Annotated in this window: 1 protein-coding gene; it reads right to left on the reverse strand. The window is 63.7% G+C overall.

Annotation, left to right across the window (positions count from 1 at the left end):
* Nucleotides 1-18: 18 nt before the first annotated feature.
* Nucleotides 19-1,208, reverse strand: a protein-coding gene (locus FOA17_RS13450) for an IS3 family transposase (RefSeq protein WP_149142025.1) whose coding sequence is annotated in 2 segments (ribosomal slippage) — nucleotides 19-947 and nucleotides 947-1,208 — 1,191 coding nt in all. Because the reading frame shifts where the segments join, the coding sequence is not laid out codon by codon here.
* Nucleotides 1,209-1,272 lie beyond the last annotated feature (64 nt).

The following is a 1,272-nucleotide window of genomic DNA, read 5'->3' on the forward strand; positions in this document are numbered from 1 at the left end:
TGACCTGCCACTGAACTTTCATCCAGCCGCGACCGGAGCCGGTAGCTGATTTACGCCTTTCGGCGTGGGTTGAGCAATCGCCCGGCGCGCGGAACTCTCATCGCGTGCAGCGGGACGGGCGATTGCGGTGGTCAGGTGCAGAGCGAAACCTGCAGGGGTCTGGTAGCCGAGGGCCGAGTGGGGCCTTTCGGTGTTGTAGTCGGTGACCCAGGCTGCGATCAGGTTGCGGGCATGGGCAAGGTTGCGGAACAGCGTCTCGTTCAAGAACTCGTCCCGCATCCTGCCGTTGAAGCTTTCCACAAAGCCGTTCTGCATCGGCTTTCCCGGCGCGATGTAGTGCCATTCGACCTTGTGCTCGGCGCACCACTTCAGGATCGCGTTCGAGGTCAGTTCCGTCCCGTTGTCCGACACGATCATCCCGGGCTTGCCACGTCGTTCGATCAGCGCTGTCAGCTCCCGCGCCACGCGGCGGCCCGAGATGGATGTATCCGGGATCGCCGCAAGGCACTCGCGCGTGACATCGTCGACGACGTTCAGCACCCGGAAGCGCCGCCCGCATGCGAACTGGTCATGCACGAAGTCCAGTGACCAGCGCGCATTGGCCCGCGCCTCCATCAGGATCGGGGCCCTCGTTCCGATGGCCTTGCGGCGCGCTTTGCGTTTACGGACGGTTAACCCTTCCTCGCGGTAGAGCCGGTAAATGCGGTTGATCCCCGACGCCTCGCCTTCCCGCCTGAGCAGGACGAACAGCCGTCGGTAGCCGAACCTGCGCCGCTCATTGGCCAGATCGCGCAACCGCCCGCGCAGGGCCGTGTCCGGCGCGCGCTGCGACTGGTAGCGCACCATCTTGCGGTCCGCCCCGGCAATTTGACACGCCCGCCGTTCCGACAACCCAAGATGGGCCTTCAGATGCGCGACAGCCTCGCGCTTCGCGACGGGCGTCACCATTTTTTTGACAAGAGTTCCTTCATCGCCGCCATGTCGAGCATCTGCTCGGCCAAGAGCCGCTTCAGCTTCGCGTTCTCGTCCTCCAGCGCCTTCAGCCGCTTGGCCTCGGACACCGTCATCCCGGAATACTTCGCCTTCCAGGCATAGAACGTGCCCTCAGACATCCCGTGCTTGCGGCAGAGATCGGCACACTTCGCGCCCGCCTCATGCTCCTGCAGGATGCCTATGATCTGCTCTTCCGTCAGTCGTGCCTTCTTCATCGTCCGTCCTCTCCATGGGCCGGACTCTAATCGCAGGTGGAGGAAAAATCCCGTGGCAGGTCAC

The sequence above is a fragment of the Gemmobacter caeruleus genome (assembly GCF_008271655.1).
Classification (GTDB): Bacteria; Pseudomonadota; Alphaproteobacteria; order Rhodobacterales; family Rhodobacteraceae; genus Gemmobacter; species Gemmobacter caeruleus.